25 protein-coding genes are annotated in these 22,777 nt (G+C 70.4%); 4 read left to right on the forward strand and 21 right to left on the reverse strand.

Annotated elements, in window-relative coordinates; all coding sequences use genetic code 11:
• Positions 1 to 229 precede the first annotated feature (229 nt).
• Complete coding sequence (locus MNOD_RS12350; protein WP_015929231.1) at positions 230 to 436, reverse strand: hypothetical protein; 207 nt, start codon at positions 434 to 436, stop codon at positions 230 to 232.
• Between the two features lie 636 nt (positions 437 to 1,072).
• On the opposite strand from MNOD_RS12350, the gene MNOD_RS12360 reads away from it, so the two are divergent.
• The 3 genes from MNOD_RS12360 (at position 1,073) to MNOD_RS12370 (ending at position 2,934) form a co-directional block, all read left to right on the forward strand.
• The gene (locus MNOD_RS12360) at positions 1,073 to 1,408 is read left to right on the forward strand and encodes a low affinity iron permease family protein (protein WP_015929232.1); all 336 of its coding nucleotides are present in this window, start codon (positions 1,073 to 1,075) and stop codon (positions 1,406 to 1,408) included.
• Positions 1,409 to 1,677: 269 nt separating this feature from the next.
• On the forward strand, positions 1,678 to 1,950 hold the full coding sequence (locus MNOD_RS12365; protein WP_244424719.1) for a hypothetical protein: 273 nt from the start codon (positions 1,678 to 1,680) through the stop codon (positions 1,948 to 1,950).
• 402 nt (positions 1,951 to 2,352) lie between these two features.
• Positions 2,353 to 2,934 carry a dioxygenase family protein gene (locus MNOD_RS12370; RefSeq protein ID WP_015929234.1) on the forward strand — a complete coding sequence of 194 codons (582 nt, stop codon included), beginning with the start codon at positions 2,353 to 2,355 and terminating at the stop codon, positions 2,932 to 2,934.
• Positions 2,935 to 3,277: 343 nt separating this feature from the next.
• On the opposite strand, the gene MNOD_RS12375 is transcribed toward MNOD_RS12370, so the two are convergent.
• The 3 genes from MNOD_RS12375 to MNOD_RS12385 are packed head-to-tail and all read right to left on the reverse strand — an operon-like array spanning position 3,278 to position 4,438.
• Positions 3,278 to 3,643 carry a hypothetical protein gene (locus MNOD_RS12375; RefSeq protein ID WP_015929235.1) on the reverse strand — a complete coding sequence of 122 codons (366 nt, stop codon included), beginning with the start codon at positions 3,641 to 3,643 and terminating at the stop codon, positions 3,278 to 3,280.
• 1 nt (position 3,644) lies between these two features.
• Positions 3,645 to 4,151 carry a hypothetical protein gene (locus MNOD_RS12380; RefSeq protein ID WP_015929236.1) on the reverse strand — a complete coding sequence of 169 codons (507 nt, stop codon included), beginning with the start codon at positions 4,149 to 4,151 and terminating at the stop codon, positions 3,645 to 3,647.
• 17 nt (positions 4,152 to 4,168) lie between these two features.
• On the reverse strand, positions 4,169 to 4,438 hold the full coding sequence (locus MNOD_RS12385) for a Pam3-gp28 family putative phage holin (RefSeq protein WP_015929237.1): 270 nt from the start codon (positions 4,436 to 4,438) through the stop codon (positions 4,169 to 4,171).
• Positions 4,439 to 4,557: 119 nt separating this feature from the next.
• Between MNOD_RS12385 and MNOD_RS12390 the strand changes: the two genes are divergently transcribed.
• On the forward strand, positions 4,558 to 4,767 hold the full coding sequence (locus MNOD_RS12390; RefSeq protein ID WP_015929238.1) for a hypothetical protein: 210 nt from the start codon (positions 4,558 to 4,560) through the stop codon (positions 4,765 to 4,767).
• Between the two features lie 23 nt (positions 4,768 to 4,790).
• On the opposite strand, the gene MNOD_RS12395 is transcribed toward MNOD_RS12390, so the two are convergent.
• From MNOD_RS12395 to MNOD_RS12470, 17 genes are all read right to left on the reverse strand, one after another.
• Positions 4,791 to 5,432 carry a glycoside hydrolase family 108 protein gene (locus MNOD_RS12395; protein WP_015929239.1) on the reverse strand — a complete coding sequence of 214 codons (642 nt, stop codon included), beginning with the start codon at positions 5,430 to 5,432 and terminating at the stop codon, positions 4,791 to 4,793.
• Positions 5,433 to 5,463: 31 nt separating this feature from the next.
• Positions 5,464 to 7,128: a DUF2793 domain-containing protein gene (locus MNOD_RS41440; protein ID WP_015929240.1), complete on the reverse strand. Its 1,665-nt coding sequence runs from the start codon at positions 7,126 to 7,128 to the stop codon at positions 5,464 to 5,466.
• Positions 7,121 to 11,026: a baseplate multidomain protein megatron gene (locus MNOD_RS12405; protein ID WP_015929241.1), complete on the reverse strand. Its 3,906-nt coding sequence runs from the start codon at positions 11,024 to 11,026 to the stop codon at positions 7,121 to 7,123. The genes MNOD_RS41440 and MNOD_RS12405 overlap by 8 nt, the downstream gene beginning before the upstream one ends.
• On the reverse strand, positions 11,023 to 11,475 hold the full coding sequence (locus MNOD_RS12410) for an NlpC/P60 family protein (RefSeq protein WP_015929242.1): 453 nt from the start codon (positions 11,473 to 11,475) through the stop codon (positions 11,023 to 11,025). The genes MNOD_RS12405 and MNOD_RS12410 overlap by 4 nt, the downstream gene beginning before the upstream one ends.
• Positions 11,456 to 12,340: a DUF2163 domain-containing protein gene (locus MNOD_RS12415; RefSeq protein ID WP_015929243.1), complete on the reverse strand. Its 885-nt coding sequence runs from the start codon at positions 12,338 to 12,340 to the stop codon at positions 11,456 to 11,458. The genes MNOD_RS12410 and MNOD_RS12415 overlap by 20 nt, the downstream gene beginning before the upstream one ends.
• Positions 12,337 to 12,972 carry a DUF2460 domain-containing protein gene (locus MNOD_RS12420; protein ID WP_015929244.1) on the reverse strand — a complete coding sequence of 212 codons (636 nt, stop codon included), beginning with the start codon at positions 12,970 to 12,972 and terminating at the stop codon, positions 12,337 to 12,339. Before MNOD_RS12420 ends, MNOD_RS12415 begins: the two co-directional genes overlap by 4 nt.
• Positions 12,972 to 16,070 carry a phage tail length tape measure family protein gene (locus tag MNOD_RS12425; protein ID WP_015929245.1) on the reverse strand — a complete coding sequence of 1,033 codons (3,099 nt, stop codon included), beginning with the start codon at positions 16,068 to 16,070 and terminating at the stop codon, positions 12,972 to 12,974. The genes MNOD_RS12420 and MNOD_RS12425 overlap by 1 nt, the downstream gene beginning before the upstream one ends.
• Before the next feature lie 148 nt (positions 16,071 to 16,218).
• Positions 16,219 to 16,629, reverse strand: coding sequence for a gene transfer agent family protein (locus MNOD_RS12430; protein ID WP_015929246.1), 411 nt, complete (start codon positions 16,627 to 16,629; stop codon positions 16,219 to 16,221).
• The gene (locus tag MNOD_RS12435) at positions 16,629 to 17,075 is read right to left on the reverse strand and encodes a phage tail tube protein (protein ID WP_015929247.1); all 447 of its coding nucleotides are present in this window, start codon (positions 17,073 to 17,075) and stop codon (positions 16,629 to 16,631) included. Before MNOD_RS12435 ends, MNOD_RS12430 begins: the two co-directional genes overlap by 1 nt.
• 21 nt (positions 17,076 to 17,096) lie before the next feature.
• On the reverse strand, positions 17,097 to 17,495 hold the full coding sequence (locus MNOD_RS12440; RefSeq protein WP_015929248.1) for a DUF3168 domain-containing protein: 399 nt from the start codon (positions 17,493 to 17,495) through the stop codon (positions 17,097 to 17,099).
• Complete coding sequence (locus tag MNOD_RS12445) at positions 17,492 to 17,989, reverse strand: HK97-gp10 family putative phage morphogenesis protein (RefSeq protein ID WP_015929249.1); 498 nt, start codon at positions 17,987 to 17,989, stop codon at positions 17,492 to 17,494. Before MNOD_RS12445 ends, MNOD_RS12440 begins: the two co-directional genes overlap by 4 nt.
• Complete coding sequence (locus MNOD_RS48000) at positions 17,889 to 18,134, reverse strand: hypothetical protein (protein WP_198157602.1); 246 nt, start codon at positions 18,132 to 18,134, stop codon at positions 17,889 to 17,891. Before MNOD_RS48000 ends, MNOD_RS12445 begins: the two co-directional genes overlap by 101 nt.
• Entirely contained in the window at positions 18,134 to 18,499 is a 366-nt protein-coding gene (locus tag MNOD_RS12450) for a phage head closure protein (RefSeq protein WP_015929250.1), read from the reverse strand. Before MNOD_RS12450 ends, MNOD_RS48000 begins: the two co-directional genes overlap by 1 nt.
• On the reverse strand, positions 18,496 to 18,780 hold the full coding sequence (locus MNOD_RS12455; protein WP_015929251.1) for a head-tail connector protein: 285 nt from the start codon (positions 18,778 to 18,780) through the stop codon (positions 18,496 to 18,498). The genes MNOD_RS12450 and MNOD_RS12455 overlap by 4 nt, the downstream gene beginning before the upstream one ends.
• A gap of 21 nt (positions 18,781 to 18,801) precedes the next feature.
• The gene (locus MNOD_RS43095) at positions 18,802 to 21,105 is read right to left on the reverse strand and encodes a collagen-like protein (RefSeq protein ID WP_015929252.1); all 2,304 of its coding nucleotides are present in this window, start codon (positions 21,103 to 21,105) and stop codon (positions 18,802 to 18,804) included.
• Complete coding sequence (locus MNOD_RS12465) at positions 21,098 to 22,462, reverse strand: phage portal protein (protein WP_015929253.1); 1,365 nt, start codon at positions 22,460 to 22,462, stop codon at positions 21,098 to 21,100. Before MNOD_RS12465 ends, MNOD_RS43095 begins: the two co-directional genes overlap by 8 nt.
• Positions 22,463 to 22,468: 6 nt before the next feature.
• Complete coding sequence (locus tag MNOD_RS12470) at positions 22,469 to 22,768, reverse strand: hypothetical protein (protein ID WP_015929254.1); 300 nt, start codon at positions 22,766 to 22,768, stop codon at positions 22,469 to 22,471.
• Between the last annotated feature and the right edge of the window lie 9 nt (positions 22,769 to 22,777).

Genomic DNA, 22,777 nt, shown 5'->3' on the forward strand with positions numbered 1-22,777 from the left:
CTCGGCCCGGTTCCAGCGCCTCGCGACCAGAGCTGATTTACATCAAACCGGACACTGTCCGTCAGATCCAATCCAGCTTCCTGCAAATCTCCCCAGACCATACAAGTAACGTCTGCGGTGTCCTGCCTCTGATCCAAGCGGATGCCCGATCATCAGCTGGCGTATGCTCTCGATGACATCGAGCTGCACGACGTCACGCGGAAACAGTACCGCTGACCGCCCTACCCTATCAGACCCGGCGCACGATCATCTCGTACTTTGCCGCCGTTCCTCCCTGGACCTCGACCCGACCGACCCGAGTCTCGGAAGTTTTGCGATCGAACTGTCTGGCTTCCTGAACGATCCCTGATAGGTACTGCCGCAAGTTGAAACCCATCTGGTCTCCGTTCTCGACACTATAGCGCGTACCCTCGCGCATCTTTTCCTGTTCTGGCATACCTCTGCCTCTTCATAACTTCAGGCCCAATTGGGAGCGACTGCCCCGAGCCGCCGCCGGTAGCTTTGGCAGTTCGATCGGGGCCGAGCGCATCTCTGATAGCCTACGCGACGCCTCGGCTTGCTCCGCGGCCTTGCTCGGCGAACTCCCCCTAAAGGTCAGCTTCTCGGGCGCGCCCGACCCAGCCGACCCGCCCTCCCCATCCGTAGCCCATAGGCCCCTGCCCCGCCGCCTGGCCCTGCCAGCTTGTAGCCGATCGCGCCCGAGATCAGGTTCATCACCTGCCGCGCCAGAGCCCCGGATCGACCTCCGTCCGGCAGCTGGGTTCCGTTCGGCATGTGCGTCGCCTGTACCGCGTCCGCGTACCGCTTCATCAGGGCGAGCTCGTCCGGCGAGAACAACCCCCGGCACTCTGAACCCGTTATCGATCTCCCAACGGTTGGCGTTTTAGGGTTGCAATCCTCCCGCGAGGAGCGCACAGGCGGTTTCGCCGGCCCACGGGCGCCGGCTCCATCCACGGACACCCCTGATGTCTAGCGACAGTCGACAGACCGTGCCGCCGCGGGTCCGCGCAAGAGGCTGATCGCTCAGCTCTCCTGCCCTGGCCTGTTGGCGGCCGGTCGCACGGAGAGCCCCATGACCAAGTTCATCACCAACCGCTTCGAGGTGCTGGCTGCCTGGATCTCGGACAACCTCGGCAGCCCCTACGCCTTCATGATCGCCTCCGCGACCGTGATCGTGTGGGCGCTGTCCGGGCCATACTTCAGCTTCTCGGATACCTGGCAGCTCGTGATCAACACGAGCACGACCATCATCACCTTCCTGATGGTGTTCCTGCTCCAGAACACGGGCAACCGCACCATCAACGAGATGGAGGAGCGCCTGCGCGAGATGGAGCAGGTGAACCGCGAGATCCTGCACGAGCTGCGCCGGCAGCAGGGCTTCAGGCCGGAGATCCGCGAAGTGGCGTGAGCAGAGGGCCTGGGCTACCTGTCGCGTCTTGCGACGGACGAGCCTGCTCTCCCCAAAATGGCGGGTGCCGCCGTGCGGGAAGCTGTGCTCCTCTGCTGATGTCTCCTAACCTGAGATCGAACCTCCAACCCGCCCGGTCTTGCCGCGGCGGGTTTCTCTTGCTCCACGTCCAGGTCCTCGCCGAACAGCATCGCTCATCTCGCGTTACTGCCAGAGCCGCCCTGAACAGGCGGCTTGGGGAGGCGCGAAAGGAGATCGCTATGAGGACGTTGGCACTCGCGGTCGCCGCGAGCACGCTGGCGATGAGCACAGCTTGGGCCGCCGACAACACGGGCAGCCCGGGTGCGTCCAGCAATGCGCCAGGCCGTGAAATGCAGCAGCAGAGCGGCCGGATGCAGGGACCGCCGAATGCGGCAGGCTTCAAGGGCAACACCGATACGACCGGCTCCACGAGCCGCTCCGGCACTGAGAACAGCACGGGACCGAACGATGCGGGTTCCGGATCGTCGCCCGGCGCAAAGAACCTCCAATCGGGCAAGTAGCCGCTGAGACAGGGAGGCCCGGAGCGAACCGGGCCTTTGCCGATGAGGATTCCGCCCACGCCGTCGCAGGGCACATGGCCAGGGTCGAAAATTGGGAATTTAAGTTCCCGAGCCCCGCGGTGAGGCCCCCGAAGCGCCGAGCCGAGGAGGTTGCGGCCCCTCGGGCGGTCGGCCTCCGAGCCGGCAGGCGCTTGCCCGCGCCGATCGCGTCAGCCGCGCTCACACCTGCGCGGGAGCGTCGACCGGCACCGGACCGATCGGCCTCCAGGCGAGGCAGCGGTGCGCACTGTCGTGGACACGGCCCGCCTCTCGGGGGTTGGCGCCTTCGGCATTATCCTCAGGACTGTCGGCGCCTGACCCCGCCGTTACAGGGCGTGGGTAATTACAGACGAGGATCACACCATGACAATGACACGACGCAGCCTCCTGACGTCGCTGGCCACGGTGCCGGTGCTCTCGCTCGGACCACCGCCCGCGCTTGCGCAAGGAAAGCGGCTGGCGCTCACGCCAGAATGCTCCGGCGTTGCGCATCGAACGATTGCCAATCCGGAAGGACCCTATTTTCGGCCGTCATCACCATTAAAGCGCGATCTCGCCGCCGACGTCGGACGCGGTGATCGGATCTTCCTGGGTGGCTTCGTGCGTGACGAAGCCTGCCGTCCGGTTCCGGGCGCTCTCATTGAGCTCTGGCATGCCGATGATGATGGCCGATACGACAATGTGGGGTTCAAGCTGCGCGGCCACCAGTTCAGCAACGAGCACGGCATGTGGTGGTTCGCGACGATCGTGCCGGCGGCCTATTGGACGCGCACGCGCCACTATCATTTCAAAGTGCAACGGCCGAACGATCGTGTCTTGACGACCCAGCTCTATTTTCCGGGAGAACAACAGAACCAGCGGGACCGTGAGTTCGATGCGCGGTTGTTGATGCGCATCACAAAGTTTGAAGATCAGCCCCTCGGCAGGTTCGACTTCGTCATCTAAGGGGCGGTGCGGCAGCACAGGCTGACGTATGCCCTCCATCAGAGTTGCTGCATAGGGGGCTTCATGCGACGCTCATGGCGTTCAGATCGAAGCTCGGTCGCCCGTCACGCGCGACCGCGCTCGCCGGTTTCTGACCTTAGATTTCCTGTATCACCTCTCGCAATGCCGAAACCTGCCAGCTCAGCCCGAAGGTGAGCCGCTTGCTCCTCGTGGGCGGGTCGCCCCGCGCAAGCGGGGCCCCGGCGCTGGAACCGCCGGGCCCGAAGCTCGAGACGCGAAAACGACGAAGCCCGCCGTGGCGGGGCCGGGCGGGCTCGGTGCGATCAAGGATCTGACGCAGGGCTCAGTGCTCTCGGTTGGCCCGCCCCTGCACGGCCTGCTCGCGCTCGATCCGGTCCAGGATCTCGGTCTGGCGTCGGCTCTCCTCGCGGATGATCCGCACGCACTCCGCGATCCGGCTCTGGGCCTCCGTGCCCTGGCGCAGCAGGTCGCGGATCTCGCGCTGGAGGTCGAGCAGCGCCGCCGGACCCTGGAAGTGCAGCAGCGGGCCGTCCGCGAGGCTGCCGGGCGCCGGTGGCGGGGCCTCAGCCTTGTCCCGATTGGCCCGCAGCACCATCGCGACGCAGACCACCGACACCAGCCCGCCGACAATCACCTGCAGCACCGGCATGGAGGACAGGAGAGGCAGCAAGGCGATCAGGTGTTCCATGTCAGCCCACCTGCTCCAGGGCTACTAACGCCTGGCCCAGCCGCGACTTGCGGTCGACCGCATCCAGACGTGCCACGTAGCAGGAGAGCGCCTCGAACAGGGTCAGTGTCCCGAACACCGGGATCACGAAGGATGGCGCTGAGGCGGTGACGGCTTCCACCACCAGGGCGAGGGTGAGCTGGCCCATGATGAGCGCCCCGAAGCCGGCGCAGATCGCCCGCACGTTGGCTCCGTTGGGGCGGACCAGCCCGTTGTTGATGTGGCCGTTGAGGTAGAGCGCGGTGATGCGCAGCACGCCCACCGCCCCGAAGAAGAAGGCCATGCTGCCCTCGCCGACGCCAAGGTCCGCGATCGGCTTGAGCGAGGCGCGCTCCAGGGTGTCGCCTGGCAGCGCGAGCGTCAGGGCGATCAGCAGCATCATCACCGCCATGGCCCATTCGAACAGGCGGTTCGAGCTGTACGGCCCCGCCGGATGCGAGACGGTGTGGTGGGTACCCGGGAGATGCATGCTGGCCTCCTGGCTCTTCAGGGCGCCGGCTGGACCTTGGCGCTCGGGATGGCGTTCGCGGTCGCCGGATCGGCGAGGATCGTCCTGACCTCGGGCACCTTGGCGGCTGCGGCGACCAGGGCGGCGTTTCGACGGGCGTACAGCCCCCACAGGGTCACGAGGATGGTGAGGATCGCGCCGGTGAGCGCGGTGGCGGTATCGGCGTCGATCCAGCCGCGGCCGACAGCGATGCCGCCGGCAACCTGGAGGAGGGTGCGCAGGAGTGAGGTGAGCTGCTCGCTGTTCATGGAGGGCTCCTGAGATTGCGCGGCAGGCCCGGCCGGCGCGGGAGGGGTCACGCGCCAATCAGCGCGCGAACTGGCAGATCTGGTGCAAATCATGCTTGAGTGGGCGGCAGGAGACGCCCATGCCCAGCCAGCTCACGGTCCGTGTGTCGAAATTCATCTCCGGGTGGCGCCCGGCGCAGAGCAAACCTGACCCTATCCGCCAAATGCAGGATGCTGATCCATTTCCAGAGATGACACCGCTGAAGCCGCCTCATCTTGACAATGACGAGAAGCAGCGGCTTTACGAGGCGATCCACCAGGACCTGCAAGCAGCGGGCTACCTGTCCTGATTTCGCAGCCTGTAGGCTGCTACTCAGGCCGGCCTGCCGCCAAACAGGCGCTTGAGCGCCCGCAGCAGGCCGCCGGTCCGCACCGTGCTCGCCTTCGGCGGCGCACCGACTTCAGGCCGCACCATGGTGGTCGCGGTCACGACGGCCGGTGCCGTGACCAGGGCGAGCGCCTCCGTCCGGACGCCGGCCACCCGCTTGGTCCAGCCCTTTCCGAAGGTGGGCCAGCCCTTCAACGAGCGCAGGAAGGCCAGGCGGCTGTCGCACAGCGCGTTGATGAGCCAGCGCTGATCCGTCCGCGCGACCGCCGCCAGGGTCACCGCTCCGATCACGCCGTCATCCGCCACGCCGACCAGGCGCTGCAGCGCGATGGCTGCCCGCGCCGGCCCGCTGTTCACCGCAAAGTCGAACAGGGCATAATCGAGGCCCGCCGGCAGGTCGTCGCCGCGCACCGCGTCCCAGTAGCGGGCGCGGTAGATCGGGGCGACCTTGGCGAGCGTGAGCGCCCGAACGTCAGCGCGGGTGGCGGGCCGCCCAAGCACTGCCGAGAGCGTGCCGAGGGTCACGCCCAGGTTGGTGGGCCCGCCGGGATCGTCGGGGTGATCGACATACCCTCCCTCGTGCGCCAGGACGAGCTTCAGCGCCCAGTCGTAAGTCGGCGCGGCCATGGGTGATCTCCGATGTGGGGAACGGGTGCGGTCAGCCCAGGCCGGCTTCGAGCGCGGCGAGGCGGGCCTCCTGGCCGCGGGCGATGAACAGCGCGAGCTGATCCGGCCGGAAGCCGTAGCGGTCGCCGGCCGGCCGGGCGGGCGACAGCACCCGCGTCTCGCCGGTCGGCGCGCCGGCCGCATCGCGCACCGGCTCGCTGCGCTCGTCCTGCGCCGCCCATGCGTCATGGCAGATGAAGCCGTAGCGGAAGGGATCGAGGCCGCGCGCCTGCCCCAGTGCGATCGCCCGCTGCACCGTCAGGCCGATGTGGTGCCGCGCCCCCTCCGCGCCCTTCTCGGCAATTGCGGAGAGGAACTGGAAGGTGCCGATCTCCTTGGCGAGATCGCTCGCCCAGCCGATCTCCGCCTCGGTCAGCGGCGCAACCCCGGTCTTCTCGCGGGCATCCGAGGTGTTGATCGAGCCGGTCGCGGCGTAGACGGTGCTCCACCGGTTCGGGGCGAGCCCGCTGGCTTTGGCGTTGTCGGCAGACGGATGGAACCCGGCCTCGGTGAACCAGAACAGGTCGCCGGTGTCGTCCCGGTAGACCCGCAGCGGGCCGCCGGCCGCGTACACCACCCAGCGCGCGCCGCCGCTCCAGCGGTCCGCCCACGCCACCTCGCCCGCAAGGCCGCTGACGGCCACGGCGCCGGGGACGGTGATGCCCGCCGTGAAACTGCCGCCCGCCTTGTCCATCTTGGTGGCCGGATCGAAGCTGGCCGAGGTCCAGAGGCGATCCCAGCTGCTCCAGCGGCCGGCGACCCGGACGCGCTGCCAGGTCTCCCGCGCGGCGGCGTCGTTCAGCCGCGTCGCCCGCTGCAGGGCGTAGAGGCTGCTGTTCGAGTGGGTCTGGACCTCGATGTACCACCACTCGGCCGAGGGGGCGTTGACGAGCTGCGCGCCGTCATAGAAGCCCGCGGTCGTGAGCGTGTCGAGGTTCGTCGCGGTGGGGAGCCGGGTCGCCTTGCCGTACGTCAACGTGCCCGCGGCGAGCGGGCCGGCGACGAGCCCGCCGGTGCTGCGGTCGATCCGCAGCGCCTCGATCCAGGCGCTGCCGTCGGCCGAGACCTTCAGGTGCAAGTCGTCGTCGCCGGTCAGCCCGATCTCGGCCCGGCCGGACCAGCCGGATTGGAACAGCAGCGAGAGCGTGTGGGCGGCGGCTTCCTTGTTGAGGGTGTAGCGCAGGTCGCCCGTGCCGCCCTCGGCGCGGGCGAGCGCGGTCCACAGCGCCGCGTTGAGCTTGGCCGCGAAGGGATTGGCGGCATCCGCCGTGGTGCCGATCCCGAGGCGGGCGAGGTTCTGCAGCGCCGTGAGCGTGCTGCGGAAGCTCGTCCAGGCGCCTCCCGCGTAGGTGTAGAGGTCGCCCTCGTCGAGCACGACCACGATCCAGCCGGGCTTGGGCACGAAGGAGAGCCACTGCCCGTCCTGGTAGCGCACGATCCGCCCGGCCCAGCCGCTCCAGGCGCCGCTCGGGCTCGCCCCGGCGATCAGGTAGCGGTCGTCCTCGGCGGCGGCCGGGGGTTCGAGCCGGTCCTTGTCGAGGACGGCGAGCTGGACCAGCGTGTCGAGGGCGGTCAGCGCCTCGTTGTGGGTGACGTGCTTCTGCGCCTGCGCGGCCGCGAGCAGCGGCAGGCCAAGATGGGGGGTGGCGTCAGACATACAGGGTCGTCCTCAGGGGAGTGCCGCGGCCGTAGACGGTGGAGAGCTGGTGGATGGCGACGGACAGGCGCAGCACCGGCCCGCCGAAGTCCGCCGCCTGCTCGGCCGCCGTGTAGGTCAGGCTCGGGCGTGAGACCTGGAGCGTGCGGAGCACGGCACCCGCCGGGTCGCGGATCTCGACCGCATAGGCCTCGCTCTCCTCGGCGAGCGGCACCTCGGTCTGCTCCCAGGCATCGCCGTGGAGCCGGGTGCGGCGGATCCAGCTCAGCACGAGATCGCCGCTCGCCTGGCGCCGCAGCCGGGCCTGCGCCGGGGCGTAGGGGCGCAGGCCCGCCCCCGCGATGGTCAGGGTGGCGCCCGCATAGCTCGCATCCTCCGGCGGCAATGCCGCCGGCCCCCAGCGGAAGGCCTGCGGCAGGGCCCGGCTGGCCAGGGGCATGCCCGACTGCACCAGGGCCTCCGAGAGCACCACGAACGGCGCCCCGGCCGGGGTCGGGTTGCCCAGGGCGAACTCGGTCCCGCGCTGCCCGCGCAGCAAGGTGGTCAGCCGATAGCGGCCCGGCCCCAGCAGGGTGGCGGTGGCCCATTGCAGGATCTCCCACTCGCCCGAGGGGGTGAGCAGGGCCGCCGCGTTGGCGCCGTTGAGCACCTCCATCTCCGGCGCGGAGGTGAGCTCGGCCCCGGCCGGCACCTGCACGTCGAGCGCCGAGACCCGGTCCCAGCGCTGGGTGGGGCCGCTGGAGAGCGGGGCCGTGAGCTGGCCGATGATCGAGCGGGCGGCCACCACCGCATCCGCCGCGAACGGCCCGCCGCCGAGCGCCCGCAGCACCGCGATCGGCGACCACGGCGCGGTGTAGCCGGCGAAGTACGGCGCATGCGCCACCGCGTCCGCGCGCAGCAGCGGCAGGTCCAGGGCCTGGAACAGCCCGACCCCGATCGTCGCCGGCGGGGCCGGCGCCCGTCCGCTGGTACTGCCGTCCCGGTAGGCGAAGACGCCGCTGTCCGCCCGCACCGCGCTCACCGGCCGGCCCGCCTCCAGGCCCAGCCGGGTCAGGCGGTACTCGGTGCGGCTGCCGGCCAGCGTCAGGCTGACGACGTCGCCCGCCTCCAGGGCCAGGGCCGAGGGCGGCAGCACCGCGCCGACCGCCTCGCGCTCTACCACCGCCTGATACAGCAGCGCCTGGGCCAGGCCGCGGGCGGCGCCCTCCTCCAGGCACAGCGGCAGCGCGGTCCGCGACACCGCAGCCGAGCGGCCGGCGGCACGGCGCGCCTCGACGGCCGCGCTCTGGTAGGCGCGGGCCGGATCGAGGTAGCTCAGCGCCACCGCGGCCGGCAGCGCGGTCTCGTCCGTGCGGGTGCGCCGGTAGTCCGGCCCGGCGCCGGAAGCGACCAGATCGGCTTCAGTGAAGCGGGCCACCGGAGCCTGCGCGAGCGGGCGGAAGTGGATGGCCCCGCCGCTCTCGACGCCATCGAAGAAGTAGGCGGTGCGCAAAGGCGCGAGGCTGTCGCGCGGGGCCTGCACCTCGGCCACGGTGTAGCCGTGCACGAGGCCGTGCAGCGCCGACACGTCGACCGGCGCGCCGCTGCCGGCGCAGAGATCGGCGACGACGTCGGGCAGCAGGCCGAGGTTGAGCCGGCCGGTGAGCCAGTGCCCGAGGCTGTAGTTCGGGCTGTCGCTCCAGACCGAAACCTGGCGCGGGAACTCGGGGAAGGGCCGCGCGTCCCAGGTCCACACGAACAGCCGCTCTGGATCGACCATCCGGCCGCCGTAGAGGCTGGAGACCGGGTTGCCGTCCGGGCTCTGCCAGTGGCGCAGCGTCGCCTCCAGGTAGGCGCGCTGCATCATCAGGTCCTGCCGGCCGGAGGAGTAATGGGGCAGGAAGCTCTCGGAGGATTTCGGATCGACGAAGACGTTGGGCTGGTTGGCGCCCTTGTCGACGGCCGGGCAGCCCACCTCGGTGAAGCGGATCGGCTTGGACTGCGGCCGCCAGGCGGTGGCGGCTTCCTGCCGGACGCCGCCTGGGCGGTCGTGGTGCGGGTTGAGCCACCAGGCGCGCAGATCCTTGATCCGGAACACCCACGGCTCGGCATGAGCGGTGTCGGTGATCGGCACCCGGTTCTGCGCGTCGCGGTCGGCCAGCGTCGGATAGTACCAGTCGAACAGCTCGCCGCCGGCGATGTTCTGCGTCAGATACTCCGGATCGTAGACCGTGGCGTAGGATGCGGCGTCGCGATGATCGAAGCCGTCGCGCCAGTCGGCGAGCGGCATGTAGTTGTCGATGCCGATGAAGTCGATGTTCGCATCGGCCCAGAGCGGGTCCAGATGGAAGTAGACGTCGCCGGTGCCGTCGGCCGGGCGATAGGTGGCGTACTCCGTCCAGTCGGCGCCGTAGCTGATCGTGGTCCCGGGGCCGAGGATGGCGCGGGCGTCGGCCGCCAGCGCCCGCAGCTGCGCCACGGCCGGGAAGGTGGCGGCATCCGAGCGGACGGCGGTCAGCCCGACCATCTCCGAGCCGATCAGGAAGCTGTCGACCCCGCCCGCCGCCTCGGCGAGCCGCGCGCAGTGCAGGATGAAGCGGCGGAAGCTCCACTCGGTCTTGGCACAGGTGACGGTCGCGCCGGTCCAGGCCAGATCGGCCGGCCGCACCGTGCCGAAGAAGGCCGCCACCTGCGCGGCGGCCGCCGCGGTCTTGTCCGGGCTGCCCGGGCGGCCGATCGCCGGATCGCAGCTGAGGCGCCCGCGCCAGGGAAACGCCGCCTGCTCGGGCCCGCCATACGGGTCGGGCAGGCCATTGCCGGGAGCGATGTCCATCATCACGAACGGGTAGAGCGTGACCGACAAGCCCCGCCGCTTCAGCTCGCCGATCGCCTGCACCACCGCAAGATCCGCGGGCGCCCCGCCGAGCAGCGGGGCGCCGTCCGCGTCCCGGCTCACCACCGGCGCTTGCGCCCGGATGAGGCCGCCGGCGAGCCAGGGCACATCCGTGCTCTTGGTCGCCGTCTCGACCTTCGGCAGGATCCGGCAGGCGGCAAGCCGCAGGTCGGTGCCGTGCCACGCCACCACCAGCGCGACGTGCCGGCACTGCGGCGCCTCGGCCTGCAGCTGATCGAGCGCCTTCAGCAGATCGACCCCGCCCGAGACCATGTTCTGCCCGGCGATGCTGCCGAACTCGCTCGCCGTCACCGGGGCGGTGGCATAGACGAACTCGCCCATGCCCGGGATCAGGGTCACGGCGGTGATCAGCTCCTCCAGCGCCGGCCGCGCGGACGCGGCGGGCGGGCGGCGGATGATCTCGGCGGTGATCACCGGGACGCGGTTGCCGAAGGCGGCCAGCGGCAGATCCTCGAACACGAGATAAGCCACGCCCCGGTAGGCCGGGGCCGCGCCCTCGATCGCCTCGATCTTGGGATCCGGCAGCTGATCCTCCGTGCCGAGATAGAGCCGGGCCTGGTAGTCGGCGAGCCGGATCGGCTTGCCGTCCGCGTAGACCTCGCCGAGGGCCTGGATCGGCCCCTCGCAGAAGGCCACCGCCAAGCTGACGCTGTAGCTGTAGGTCACGTTGTAGGTCTTCGGCTGCGGCATCCCCTTGCCGCCGCGGGTCTTCACCGTCTCGACGGCCTGGGTCTCCTTGAGCCTGGTGGCCCAGATGATCTGGCCGGCGACGCGGGTGCGGCCGTAGACGCGGGCGATCGCCGCGCCCTCGCTGGACGCGGTGACGTAGAGCTCGGACAGGCGCGGCCCGGTGGCGATCTGCGGCTTGGCGCGCGCGCCGAACAGGGCGCGATCCGCGACCCCGCCGAGGGCGGCGCCGGCGATCCCGCCGAGGACGCCGCCGAGCGGCCCGCCGAGCGCGGTGCCGACCGCCTTGCCGGCATAGGACAGCACCAGCGTGCTCATCGGGCGATCTCCGGAAAGCGGAAGGCATGCGCGATGCGCCGGCTCCAGGCCGGCGGGATCCAGCTCTCCAGGACGGAATGGCCGTCATAGGCGTGGATCATGCGGCTTGGCCCCGTGAGGATGGCGCAGTGCTTGGCCGGCAGCCCGTTGCGCCAGCGGAACAGCAGCACGTCACCGGCTTCCGCCTGCGGGATCGGGATTTCCTCAAGGTGGCGGCGGGCCGCCTCGCGCAGCGTCTCGCTGCCGTGATCCTCGGCCCAGCTCGGGCTGTAGGGCGGCGGCGCCTCCGGCTCGGCCCCGTACAGCTCGGCATAGACGCCGCGCAGCAGGCCGAGGCAGTCGCAGCCCACCCCCTTGAGCGCGGCCTGATGATGGTAGGGGGTGGCGAGCCACGTCCGGGCGAGGGCGACGACCCGCACGCGGATGCGATCAGAGGCGTCCGCCGTCATTCTGCGCTCCCGCCGGGCTGGCCGACACCGCGTAGTCGTTGCCCGGCAGATCCGGGAAGCCGCGGAAGTGGACGCCATTGCCGAACTTGGCCCGGCAACTCGTGAAGGACTTGTCGCAACCGGCCGTGAGCGTGAAGGTGTCGCCGGCCGCCATCGGGGCGGGCATCGGCTCCCACAGCTCGAGCAAGGCGCTCGATCCGGAGCGCAGGTGGGCGCGCACCTCGACGACTGCCCCGGCATTGGCGCCGGAGGCCCAGACCAGGCGGCCGGCCGTGAACCAGTCGGGGCGGTAGGCCTCAAGGCCCGCGGCGACGAGCGCGCGGGCGGAGCGCACGGCGGTGACGTGGCCGCTGCCCCGGTAGGCGGCGGCGGTGGCGTCGATCCCGCAGCGGGGATCGCCGAACAGGGCATCGCAGGAGCGCTGGTAGAGCCGGCCGCGGGGCTGCGCCAGGCGATCGGCCAGACCGCGCACCTCGGCGGTGAAGCCGCTGCGGCCGCGCGAGACCTCGCCGATGGTGCCGGACAGGATGAGCACCGCATGGGCCGGGGCGGTCCAGTCCAGCCACCACACCGCGACCGCCGCGCCGTCGTAGAGGCCGCGGGCGAGCTCGGCCTCGGCCAGCCGCCCGCTGCTCAGCGCGCCCATGATCTCCAGGCTGTCGACGGCCAGCCCGGCGCTCTGCTCGAGGGCGCTGCCGGTGGCGCCGCTCTCGGCCGAGCAGAGCACGCCGTCACAGAGGACGTCCTCGTCGTGATCGGTGAAGCCGAGGCGCTGGCCGTCGCTGCGGGTGAGGATCCAGCAGCGGCACAGGGTGGTGACGCCGCTGGCGAGGCTGGCGGCGAGGCCGGGCGGCAGGGTCTTCATCGGCGCAGCTCGATCACCGGAATGTCGGCGACCACGCCGGCCAGCACGGCCTGATGGTCGATCTCGAGGCGGTCGCTGGCAAAGCGCACCGGCACATCGAACAGGAAGCCCGCCGTCACCGCCGCACCCGGCGCCGGCGCCGCGGCGAGCGTGACGCGCCCGGTGGTCGGATCGGCGGAGAAGCCGGTGGGGGCGAGCTCGGTGCCGGCGACCGCGATGCGCACGGAACCGGCGACCGGCTTGCGGATGGGGCGGACATAGGGAGCAAAGGCGCCGCCATAGGTCTTGGCGAGCGGGAACACGGTGGTGCTGCCGTCGCCGGTGCCGAGCGGCTGGTCGGTGGGAGCCGGCTGCTGGCCAAGCGCACAGGAGGCATGGTCGAAGGTGTCGCGCCAGCGGAAGCCGTAGAGCGGCCCGCGGCGCTCCTCGAAGAAGGCCAGCAGCAGGGCGATGTCCTCGGCCCGGCGCAGCGCCGGGCCGGCATTGTAGGAGCGGCGGGAGTGGCGCCAAAGGCTGTTGCGCTCCTCGTCGCCCGAGCCCAGCGTGACGATCTCGGTGCGCCGCTCGGGCCCGCCGCGCGAGCCGTAGGAGAGGCTCAAGGGAAAGCGCACCTCGTGGAAGGGCGCGGCCATCAGCCCGACCGCATGCCCCGCTGCACCGCCCGGTAGAGGGCGGCGGTGATCTGGGCCTCGGAGCGCGCGAAGCTCGGCGCGTCGGGCGTCTGCACCACCATGCTGACCTGGATCAGAGGACGCGCAGCCTGAGGGGGAGCACCCGTGTGGGCTGCAACCCGGAAGCCGGACCTGGGCTGAGCGCCGACGAAGCCGCCACCCTGATAGCCGCGCACACCTCGGCGGATGGCCTCCAGATTGGCGGGGCCGATGCGGGCGGTCGAGGCCGCGTCGAACACGAATTCCTTGCCGTGAACCACGCCCGCGATCTGGCCGACACCACCGTTTCCGGTATAGCCGCCGCCCGCGAAGCCGATCAGCTTGCCGATCGAGGAGAAGATATCTCCGCCGCCCGGGCTCGCCTGACTGAACAGCGAGTTGAACAGACGGTCGATCGCCTTGTCACCCAGCCTGCCAACCAAGCTCACCAGAGAACCGCCGAGCGCGTCAGCGAAGCTCTTGCCGTTGCGCAGATCGCTCACAAGGTCTTTGACGAAGCCGCTTCCGGTCAACTTGGCCTCTGCAACGGAGCGCAGTTGCTGCAGGCTGTCGTAGGCTTGCTGGAACTCTGGCGTGCCTTCCCCGAAGCGGCTTCTGGCAATCAGATAGTCTTGCTGCTCGCCCGGCGTGCGGCCGAGCGCGGCGTAGGCGTCGCTGAGGTCGAGGGCGAGCGCCTTCCGCTGCCCTGCCGCCGTCACCGCCGCGCGCGCCGCGGCGTTGCGCTGCAACTCCTCGGTCTGGGTCTTCAGCTCACCCGTGAGGGTGCTGGTGTTGGCGGCCAGAGCCTCTTCCGCGGTCTTGAACCGGTTCGCGATCTCGTCGCCACGCTCGCGAGCCGCCCGCAGGTAATCCTCGGCGGCGGCAAGGCGCTCCTTGGCGACGGCATCCTTGCCGGCCGCGGCCGTCTCGGCCTCGATCTGGCGCACCCGCTCGGCCTGGGCGAGGTTCTGAGGCGAGGACCGCCGCGCGCGCCCGGCCGACTCGTCAAGGACGCCCTGGACCGTGTTGCGCGCCACGGCCGGGTTTTTGTTCGCGGCGTCATCGCCCAGGATGCTGCGCCCCGACACCCCGCCGCGCCCGTCCCGCGCAGTGCGCAGCAGGTTGAGGCCACCGCTCGGCCCGTAGTTGTGGAGTAAGTACAGGTTCTCCAGCGATGCGGCGAACCCCGCATCCAAGAGCTTCTTGCCGTTCTCGCGCCCATAGGCTTCGGTCAGCCGCTCGTTGACGGCGCGATCCTGCTTCAGGCCGAGGATGGCCGCATCCGTCATGCCCGCAGCCAGATTGGAGAACTCCTTCCGATAGAGCTCAACGAAGGTCGTGTCGAGAAACTGACCGTACCCTGATGCCGATGACCTCGTGTTCTTGGCGGGGTTGTTGCCCTCCGCTCCGAACACCGCCCGCACGTAGCCTTCCGGGAGGATGACTTCGCCCTTGGCCTGCTCGGCAGCCTGGGCCTGGTAGGCTTCAACAGCCCGGGTGCCCGCCGCCTCGAAGCCCTTGGCCGCGTGCTCATTGCCGGCGGTGCGCGCCGCCTCGGCCATGTCGTGGAACCGGCGGACGATCTGCTGCAGGCCGCGCTCGTAGGACGAGAGGCCGGCCGTGCGCTTGTCGAAGTCGGCGGCCTCGAGGGCCTGCTTCGCCGCCGCTCCGCCGGCCGCATAGGACTTCCGGAGCAGATCAAGGCGGGCCTGCAACGCACCGTACTTCTCGATCGCGTTCTGAACACCGCCCGCGATTTCCACGTCGGGATGGCTGATGAGGTTGGCAAGCGCCTTTTCGACCTTGACGACTTCGGCCTCAACCTCGCGCAACTTGGCCGCCTCCGGGTCGAGAGCACGAATGATCTCGCCGGCCTGGACCGACAGTTCGCGCGCGCCGATGTCACTCGCTGCCTTCTTCGCGTCCTCCAGCTGCTTCGTGATGCGCGCGATGGCGTCGTCGAGGACCTTAAGCTGCTGCGGGTCGGCGATGCTCGGCACGAGCATCCGGACCTGATCCTCCGACAGGCCGCTGGCGCGTAACTCTTTCGCGTACTCGCTCTCCACGCCCTCGGCCGCCGCACGCCGCTGGGCCTGCAGCATGGCAAGCTGCTCTTCTGGCGAGAGCGCGGTGAAGCCGCCGACCGCGCGACCGATGATACCCGCTGTGCGCGAGGCCGCGGAGCCGAGATCGTTCCAGATCTGGCCCCACAGGCTGGTCAGCTTCGCGGCCCGCTCAAGCTCCGGCTGCACGGCCCGGGTCAGGACATTGATCGCCTCCTGGCGGTTGCCTTGAGCAGTCAGTGTCTTGACGTACTGCATCGTCGCGTCGTCAAGCGCGCCGATCCTGGCGTTCAGCTCCTCGGCGCCCCGGGCCGGGTCGGAGAACAACTTGGCGAGTTCCTTGCCGGCCTCAGGAAGATCCGTGCCAGTGAGCTTGGCATACCCTTTCGCCAGAGAGGCTACGCCCTCCAGATTGCCGACTCCGACCTTGCCCGTCGACGCCACGGAGGTGACGGTCTGCTGGGCATCACCGAGGGAGATGTTCTGCGCCTTCGAGATAGCCTCGGAGATGCGGTTGACGTCGCGAACCGTGGCGCCGGACGCCCGGCCGATGCCCGTCAGGCCGAGCTCTATCCGGTTCTGCATCTCGGCGTACTGGATTCCGAGGAAGGCCGCAGCGGCCCCGGCGCCAGCGATGCCGCCGACGAGGAGACGGGCCGGCGTGAGGGCAGCAGTGAACTGGCGCGCCAGAGATTTGACGCCCGCCGCCGCGCCGCCCGGCGTCTCGGACAGGGCCGAGTAGACCTGCCCGCCCTGCTGCGCCAGCACGGTGAGCGGCGAAGCGCCCGACCCCAGAGACGCGATGACGTCCTGGAACTGGTAGCCGAGATTGCGCAGCTGATCACCGCGCAGGCCCTGCTCCAGATTGTCGGTGATCGCCTTGGCCGCGCGCTTGGACGACTGATCCGCCTTGCGGGCGAACGCATCGACGTCGCCGGTCGCCTTGGCCAACTGGCGCGACAGACGGGTGACGTCCGCGTCCAGCGCGATGACAAGCCGTTCGAGGTCAGTGGCCATCAGCGAAGCCCGATCCACGCAGCGAGAGCATTTTCCTCGCCTTCGGTCAGCTCTGGGTCGCCCCGGGGATCCTGGGCTCTATTCCAAGCCGCGACGATCTCGTTGAACTCCTCGAGCGACAGCCCATCGAGGCTGTGCAGGCCGATGATCAGGGCGTTGGCGCGGAGGGCGGCGAAGTCGATGCGGCCGTCATCGACGGCGACGAGATCGCCGCTTCCCGGTTTCCCTGGCGGGTGACCTCCTCGCCGGCATTGCCGAGGACGGCGGCCCCGAGGACCAGGATGGCGACCGCGATGACCTCCGCCAGAGGCGTCTCGTCGCCGGCGTAGAGCCGCACGAGCTTGGCCGCCTGCGGCGCCGGCAGCCCGCCGCCGATCAGCCCGAGCCGCACCGTCTCCTGCGCGTCCTCGACCCGGGCGCGGCCCTCCACCAGGCGCTTGAGCACCTCGGGCGGGCCGGCGTCGCACCTCTCCTGCAGCTCCTTCAGCCGCGGGATGTCCAGATGGAACAGGTACGTCCCATCGGCCCAATCGAGTTCGATGCTGGTCTTGCGCGCCATCAGGATGCTGCCACCCAGGTGACCGGCCCCGTCGATTGCATCTCGATCGCCTTGGTGACGCGCTGGCCCTTGCTGGCGCCGTCTTCCATCGAGGTGAGATGGAACAGGCCGAGCCAGTAGCCGCCGTCCTCCGCCGCGGTGCCGGACTTCTGGATGCGCACGCGCACCGGAGCGTCGTCATCATAAGCGGCCCGCCAGCGCGGCTCGCTCTCCTTGGCCATCACACCGCGGCCCGAGATACGCACCGACTTCGAGACCACGTCGCGCTCGGTCCAGGCCGCCGCGTCTTCATTGTCGCAATCGGGCACCTGGGTCTCGCTGACGTCCTTGCTGAAGGTGACCGACCGCTCGGTCAGCCCGCACGGGGCCACGAAGGTGTTCGGGGTGGTGGTGCTCTCGAGCAGCACCTGATAGCCCGCAAAGCTGCGGGTCGTGGCCTGCGCCATCTCAATCTCCTGGGGCTGGGGTCAGACGCGCTCGACGAGAGCGCGGAAGGAAAGGCGAGCGCGAACCAGAAGCGGCTCGCTGCCGTCGGTCGTGGTGTCCCGGTGCTCGATCTCGAGGAGCACCCAGGGCGCAGCGAGCGTCAGGGGCGCGAGATGGAGCGCGTCGCGCACCAGGCCGGCGATGCGGGAGGCCTCGGGTTTCCCGACCGCGTCGGACCAGACGTCGAGGTCGGCATAGACCTCCAGCCCCTCCACACAGTCGGCCCGGTCATCCACGGCCTGGAAGCTGCGCAGGTGGAGGTAGGGCAGGTCCGTCTTGGCGGGGATGCGGTCATAGACGCGTCCGCTGACCGCCGCGCCGGCCGGGGACGTCTTCAGCGCCGCGACGAGCGCGCCCTGCAGCGCGAGTTCCGCGCTCATTCAGCTGCCCCACTGCCGCCCGTCTGACCGGCTGCAATGTCCTTCGCTGCCTTGCGGCCAGCGCGGACGATCCTCGCCGTGGTGCGCTTCTTCAGCGCCCGATAGGCCGGGTAGAAGTACGGCTTTGCCGTCGCCCCTGGGTTCTGGGTGCCCGAGAATCGCCCCTTGTTGATGTGCGGCGCGGTGCCGAACTCCACCAGGCGGGCGTACCAGGCCGTCGCATCGCCCGCGACCACGTGCACCGAGAAGTCGGGGTCGCCAACGAGCCCGCCCGGCCCGCCGACACCGCGCACGTTCGCGTTCTCGGGCGTGTAGGTGCCCTTCACGGCCCGGATCGACTGGCGCAGGGCGCCGGACTTCACGGGCGCGAGGCGCTTCTGCAGGGCGACGATTTCATCGGCCCCCTGCGCGATGGCCGGCCCGACCGCGGCGCGCACCTTGTCCGGCAGCGCCTGCAGCTTCTGCAGCAGCTTGTCGCGGTTCCTGATCGCCATCGATGATCTCCGCTGCGCCCGCAGCCACGGCCGCCTCGACCTGCACCTGGGGCAGGCGCTTCTCCTCGCCCTTGCGGTGGGCGATCACGACGCTCGGCCGGGGCCAGAAGTCGAAGTCGCGCAGGAAGCGCACGCGCGCGGCCATCAGGCGGTCTCCCCGGCCATGCACACCAGCGTGATCCACTGGCGCCTGCGGTCCATGTCAGCGGCGGCCTGGATCGCGTAGACCGTACCGGTGCGGACATCGACGGCGCGCCAGGACGGGGTGATGGTCCGGGTTTGCCTGTCGAAGCGGACGATCATCGTGACCGGCTGGCGGCCGGTGAGGCGCGCCGCCAGCACCGCCTCGCTGCCGGGCTTCATCAGGAAGGCCGCGGCGCGCGTGAACTGCGCCTCGAACGGGCCCGGCACGGTGTTGCCGTAGCCGTCCTCCGTGCCGCCCCGCTTCTCGAAGCGGATGCGCTCGCGGAGTGCGCCGGCCCCGAACGCCAGCCCCGGTCCCGCACTCATGCGATCGCCGGGTCGCGCAGCCGATGCAAGAGCGACCGCACCGCATCGGTCAGTGGGTCGACCTGCCCCTCCCGGTTCTCGTACAGGACGCCGAGCGCCAGCAGGATCGCCGCCTTGACCCGCGCCGGCACCGTCTCCGCGGTCCAGCCGTGCTCGGGCGTCTTGAGGTAGTCGAGCACGAGGTCGGTCGCGGCCTCGATCTTGTCCTGCACCAGCGCATCCTCATCGGTGCCGTCGATGCGCAGGTGCAGCTTGGCCGCTTCCAGCGTGACCAGAGCCATGGCCCTCACCACCTCCGGCTATCAGGGCCGAGTTGGGTCGCGGCCGGGCGGGCCGGCCTTGCCCTCGGGCCCGCGCTCGCCCGGCTTGCCGTCCTTGCCATCGCGGCCGCGCTTGACCGCCAAGCGCCAGCCCTCGCCGCCATCCGGCTTCGAACTCGTCTCGGCCTGAGCGATCCAGAACGAGCCGGCCCAGGTGACGCCGTCGCCGGGCTGGTAGGTCGTGCCCGCCTTGTAGACGCCGCGATCGATCACCGTCGGGACGCGGTGGCGGAACTCCTTCACCTCCTCGCCGCGGCGGTAGCGCCGGATGAGGGTCCGCCCATCGCCGGCGAGCTCCTCCTCCATATCCTCGAAGCCGAAGCCATCGGCGCCGCGCTCACCAGGAGCCCCCGGCTCACCGCGCTCGCCCGTCTCACCAGGAGGCCCCTGCTCGCCCTTCTCTCCGGGCGGGCCCGGCTCGCCGCGCTCGCCGGCCGGGCCAGGTTCACCGCGCTCGCCACGCTCTCCGGGCTCACCGCGCTCGCCCCGCTCACCGGGAGGACCCGGCTCGCCCTGCGGCCCCCGTCCGCCCCGCTCGCCTGGAGGCCCCTGCTCGCCGGGCTCGCCACGCTCTCCTTGATCGCCGGGCGGTCCCTGTTCACCGCGCTCACCGGGCGGACCCTGCTCACCCGCAGCGCCGGGCTCGCCCGGCAGGCCGCGCTCACCTTGTGGCCCGCGCTCGCCCGGCCGGCCCTGGTCGCCACGCTCTCCGCGCTCGCCAGAAGGACCCGGCTCGCCCTTCTCCCCGGGCGGTCCCTGCTCACCGCGCGGGCCCGGCGCACCATCCTTGCCGGCGCTGCCGGCCCGGCCATCCTTGCCGTCCCGGCCGACCACGAGGCCAAGCTGCTTGGTGTCGCCGTTCGACAGCGTGACCACGAGGTTGCCGGAGCGATCGATCAGAGCATCGGCGAGGCCGACGCCGTCCTTGCCGTCCACGCCGTCGCGACCGTCCCGGCCGGGCGCCCCGTCCTTCGGGAGCGGGATCTGGCTGACGGCCTGCGTGACCGCCTCCTCGACAGCGATCCGCAGGGCCTCCGGTTCGACGTCCTGGCCATCCCGACCGTCGGTGCCATCCTTGCCATCGCGACCTGGTTCTCCTTGTTCGCCACGCTCACCGGGAGCGCCGTCCCGGCCATCGCGGCCGTCGGCACCGTCCTTGCCATCTCGGCCAACCACCAAGCCAAGATCACGGGTCTCGCCATTCGTCAGCGTGACGACAAGCTTGCCAGTCCGGTCGATGAGGGCGTCAGCAACACCGACCCCATCTGCGCCGTCCCGGCCCGGCGCGCCGTCCTTCGGAACGGGGATCCGACCGACCGCCTGCGTGACGGCACGCTCGACAGCGGCCGCGAGCACCTCGGGATCGAAGTCCTTTCCGTCCCTCCCATCTCGCCCGGGCGCGCCGTCCTTCGGCTGCGGGATGGCTGCAACCGCCTTGGAGACCTCCTCGGCAACCGCGGAACGCAGCAGGTCCGGATCGAAGTCCTGGCCATCCCGACCATCGGCCCCGTCCTTACCGTCTCGACCCGGCTCTCCTCGCTCGCCACGAGCGCCATCACGTCCAGGCTCGCCATCTTTGCCGTCCCGGCCGACCACGCTGCCGAGATCGCGGGTCTCGCCGTTCGACAGGGTGAGGACGAGATGGCCGCTGCGGTCGATCAGGGCGCCCGCAACGCCGACGCCATCCCTGCCGTCCCGGCCCGGCGTCCCGTCCTTCGGAACAGGGATCTGGCTGAGGGCCTTCGTGACGGCCTGCTCGACAGCGGCCGTCATGGCCGCGGGATCGAAGTCCTTGCCATCCCGTCCGTCCTTCCCGTCCGTGCCGTCGCGCCCAGGCGCACCGTCCCGCGGCCTCGGGATAGCGTCGACCGCCTTGGATACCTCCTCGACCACCGCGGTGCGGAGAAGCTCCGGATCGAAGTCGCGGCCGTCCCGACCATCCGCCCCATCCGTGCCATCGCGGCCCGGCTCGCCCGGCGCGCCGTCGACCCCATCGCGGCCGTCCCGGCCGGGCGCGCCATCGGCCCCGTCCTTGCCGTCCTTGCCTGTCACGCGGCCGACGCTGAGCTCCTCGCCCGTCGTCATCGTCAGGACGAGCAGGCCATCCGCGGTGACGATGGCCTTCGCGAGGCCGCGGCCCGGCTGGCCATTGTGACCCCGCTCGCCGCGCCGAGGCTCCCGCCTCTCCAGCGCCTCGAGCCGGGCGAGCAGCGGCCCCACCGTCCGGGCGAGATAGCCCTCCACCGCGCGAAACACCGCCTCCGCGAGCCGGTCAGCCTCATCCATGGGCGGGCGCCTCAGCGAACTTGAGCCGGAGGGCCGTCGCCAGACGCGCGATGTTCTCACTCGCCGCCTGCGGATCCGGGGGCGCGTCCACCGCGGCCGGGTGGAACGGATCGGCCTGCGCATCGCGCTTGGCCAGCGCCGCGAGACTGAAGTTCTGTTGCTGCAAATAGGGGGACTCGCCCCCCGGGACCGGCTTGAGGTCGAGCCGTCGGCGCGCCTCGTTCGGCGATTTGATCCCGGCCCCCACCGCCTCCTTCTCGGCGTTGATCAACGCCGTGGTGTCCATCCGCAAGAGATTGTCGACGTCGAACTCCGTGCCGATGCCCTCCGCCAGGCCGAGACCTTCGTCGAGACAGAGCTCGATCGCCTCGATCAGGGCCTGAAGGCACTGCGAATAATACTCGATGTTGAGCGCCTGAACGTTGTTGTAGGACGGCAGCGGCCCGACGCCGATCTTGTAGGGCGGGACATGGTAGGTGGAGCAGACCACCTCGGCGGTCCACCTCAGCTGCTCGATCAGCTGAAAGTCGACGGCCTTGGCCTTCATCGGCTCGTATTTGAGGCCGTCGCCGAGCACGGCCACCTTGCCGGCGTTCTTCCCCGAATAGTTGCTCTCCCAGTGCTCCTTCAGCCGCTTGGCCGTGTCGTCGTGGATCGCCCCGGGCGCCGTCAGGATGCCGCTCGGCTGCGCCCCGTTCTGGAAGAACTGCGTGCTGTCGTTCTGGATGGCCAGACCCTGGGTTGCGGCCAGCCCCCCGGCGAAGATCGGCGACAGCCCGATCAGCGGGTGAAAGAAGCAGTTGAAGCGGTCGTGGATGATCTCGCGCGCCGGGACGACGACGCTCCCGGTCAGGCCGCTGATCCGGTCGGTGTTGAGCTGGTAGAAGACCGAGCCGTCGTCCGCGACCAGCGGAGTGACCAGGTTCCAGTCAAGCACATAGAGCCGCACCACGACGCCGCGGTTGTCGCGCTGCTTCAGGACGATGCTGTTGCCGGACTGCAGCTTCGAGAGCACCCAGCTTTCCATGAACTGGATGCGGTTCTGGAAGTGGTTCGGCTTGCGCAGGACCGGCGAATAGGCCGGATTCGTGACCTCGGCCCAGATCCCGTCATCGCCCCTTTGGACCAGCTTGATGCGCAGTTTCGCGATGTCCGAGGCGATCAGCGTGCGGCAGGCGAAGTCGGCATGATGGGACAGGACGGCGTTATACTTCACCGCCACGCTCTGCTGCCACGCCCCGGCGACGCTCTCGAGGATGCGGAGCCAACCGCCGCGGCCCTGCGGGACGGGCGCGAGCGCCTTGGTCCGCGGGGCAAGGGCGTTCCCAAGGGCCGCCAGGAACGTGCTGCGCGCCATGCAAGGTCAGCCCTCGGTCGTGGCCGCCGCGATCTTCGCGCGCAGCGTCTCCACGTCCCAGCCATGAAAGGCGCGCTTGCCCACGACGCGCTCGTATTCGGCGCGGAGGGCCGCAAGACCGTCCTGCGCTTCGGCCTTCGAGGTGGACGGCGTCTCGTCCTGCTGGGCGTCCGTCTCCTCGGCCGGCGGGGCGTCCAGCGAGGCAGCCGGCGCAGCGGGGCGGCGATAGCCGAGCCTTTCGAGCACGCGCCGATAGCGCGGATCGGACGACCGCATCGCCCGGGTCAGGTAGCTTTGGCTTTTCACGGGGATCTC

This window comes from Methylobacterium nodulans ORS 2060 (assembly GCF_000022085.1).
In the GTDB taxonomy this organism is placed as follows: domain Bacteria; phylum Pseudomonadota; class Alphaproteobacteria; order Rhizobiales; family Beijerinckiaceae; genus Methylobacterium; species Methylobacterium nodulans.

Bases quoted from the DNA above. Each gene is read 5' to 3' on its own strand.
- MNOD_RS12350 (WP_015929231.1), bottom strand. From the start codon at position 436: ATGCCAGAACAGGAAAAGATGCGCGAGGGTACGCGCTATAGTGTCGAG.
- MNOD_RS12360 (WP_015929232.1), top strand. From the start codon at position 1,073: ATGACCAAGTTCATCACCAACCGCTTCGAGGTGCTGGCTGCCTGGATC.
- MNOD_RS12370 (WP_015929234.1), top strand. From the start codon at position 2,353: ATGACAATGACACGACGCAGCCTCCTGACGTCGCTGGCCACGGTGCCG.
- MNOD_RS12375 (WP_015929235.1), bottom strand. From the start codon at position 3,643: ATGGAACACCTGATCGCCTTGCTGCCTCTCCTGTCCTCCATGCCGGTG.
- MNOD_RS12380 (WP_015929236.1), bottom strand. From the start codon at position 4,151: ATGCATCTCCCGGGTACCCACCACACCGTCTCGCATCCGGCGGGGCCG.
- MNOD_RS12385 (WP_015929237.1), bottom strand. From the start codon at position 4,438: ATGAACAGCGAGCAGCTCACCTCACTCCTGCGCACCCTCCTCCAGGTT.
- MNOD_RS12390 (WP_015929238.1), top strand. From the start codon at position 4,558: ATGCCCAGCCAGCTCACGGTCCGTGTGTCGAAATTCATCTCCGGGTGG.
- MNOD_RS12395 (WP_015929239.1), bottom strand. From the start codon at position 5,432: ATGGCCGCGCCGACTTACGACTGGGCGCTGAAGCTCGTCCTGGCGCAC.
- MNOD_RS41440 (WP_015929240.1), bottom strand. From the start codon at position 7,128: ATGTCTGACGCCACCCCCCATCTTGGCCTGCCGCTGCTCGCGGCCGCG.
- MNOD_RS12405 (WP_015929241.1), bottom strand. From the start codon at position 11,026: ATGAGCACGCTGGTGCTGTCCTATGCCGGCAAGGCGGTCGGCACCGCG.
- MNOD_RS12410 (WP_015929242.1), bottom strand. From the start codon at position 11,475: ATGACGGCGGACGCCTCTGATCGCATCCGCGTGCGGGTCGTCGCCCTC.
- MNOD_RS12415 (WP_015929243.1), bottom strand. From the start codon at position 12,340: ATGAAGACCCTGCCGCCCGGCCTCGCCGCCAGCCTCGCCAGCGGCGTC.
- MNOD_RS12420 (WP_015929244.1), bottom strand. From the start codon at position 12,972: ATGGCCGCGCCCTTCCACGAGGTGCGCTTTCCCTTGAGCCTCTCCTAC.
- MNOD_RS12425 (WP_015929245.1), bottom strand. From the start codon at position 16,070: ATGGCCACTGACCTCGAACGGCTTGTCATCGCGCTGGACGCGGACGTC.
- MNOD_RS12430 (WP_015929246.1), bottom strand. From the start codon at position 16,629: ATGGCGCGCAAGACCAGCATCGAACTCGATTGGGCCGATGGGACGTAC.
- MNOD_RS12435 (WP_015929247.1), bottom strand. From the start codon at position 17,075: ATGGCGCAGGCCACGACCCGCAGCTTTGCGGGCTATCAGGTGCTGCTC.
- MNOD_RS12440 (WP_015929248.1), bottom strand. From the start codon at position 17,495: ATGAGCGCGGAACTCGCGCTGCAGGGCGCGCTCGTCGCGGCGCTGAAG.
- MNOD_RS12445 (WP_015929249.1), bottom strand. From the start codon at position 17,989: ATGGCGATCAGGAACCGCGACAAGCTGCTGCAGAAGCTGCAGGCGCTG.
- MNOD_RS48000 (WP_198157602.1), bottom strand. From the start codon at position 18,134: ATGGCCGCGCGCGTGCGCTTCCTGCGCGACTTCGACTTCTGGCCCCGG.
- MNOD_RS12450 (WP_015929250.1), bottom strand. From the start codon at position 18,499: ATGAGTGCGGGACCGGGGCTGGCGTTCGGGGCCGGCGCACTCCGCGAG.
- MNOD_RS12455 (WP_015929251.1), bottom strand. From the start codon at position 18,780: ATGGCTCTGGTCACGCTGGAAGCGGCCAAGCTGCACCTGCGCATCGAC.
- MNOD_RS43095 (WP_015929252.1), bottom strand. From the start codon at position 21,105: ATGGATGAGGCTGACCGGCTCGCGGAGGCGGTGTTTCGCGCGGTGGAG.
- MNOD_RS12465 (WP_015929253.1), bottom strand. From the start codon at position 22,462: ATGGCGCGCAGCACGTTCCTGGCGGCCCTTGGGAACGCCCTTGCCCCG.